1 protein-coding gene is annotated in these 253 nt (G+C 40.7%); it reads right to left on the bottom strand.

Annotated elements, in window-relative coordinates; all coding sequences use genetic code 11:
* A partial coding sequence (locus HBA93_RS22260) for a pyridoxamine 5'-phosphate oxidase family protein (protein ID WP_221724688.1) occupies positions 1-189 on the bottom strand: 189 nt, incomplete at its 3' end.
* Positions 190-253 lie beyond the last annotated feature (64 nt).

Raw genomic sequence — 253 nt, 5'->3', positions numbered from 1 at the left:
CTTCCGATTAATACTCATCATTTCCAATTTTTTACCAGCAGAGGATAATGAGTAGAGGTAGCCATCATGATAAACGAAACGAACAGGAACAACGTACGGCATATTTTCAATTGAACAAGCTAGATGGCCTATACTCACTCTTTCAAGCATCAAAGCAATTTCACTACGGGACATCTCCTGGATATGCATTTTAAGCTCCATAGATATTGTGCATTCGATGAGGCTCACCTCCCCTGAGATTACAAAGGGGAGA

The sequence above is a fragment of the Ochrobactrum sp. SFR4 genome (assembly GCF_019730395.1).
GTDB lineage: Bacteria > Pseudomonadota > Alphaproteobacteria > Rhizobiales > Rhizobiaceae > Pseudochrobactrum.
This window is presented reverse-complemented; position numbering and strand designations above follow the sequence as displayed.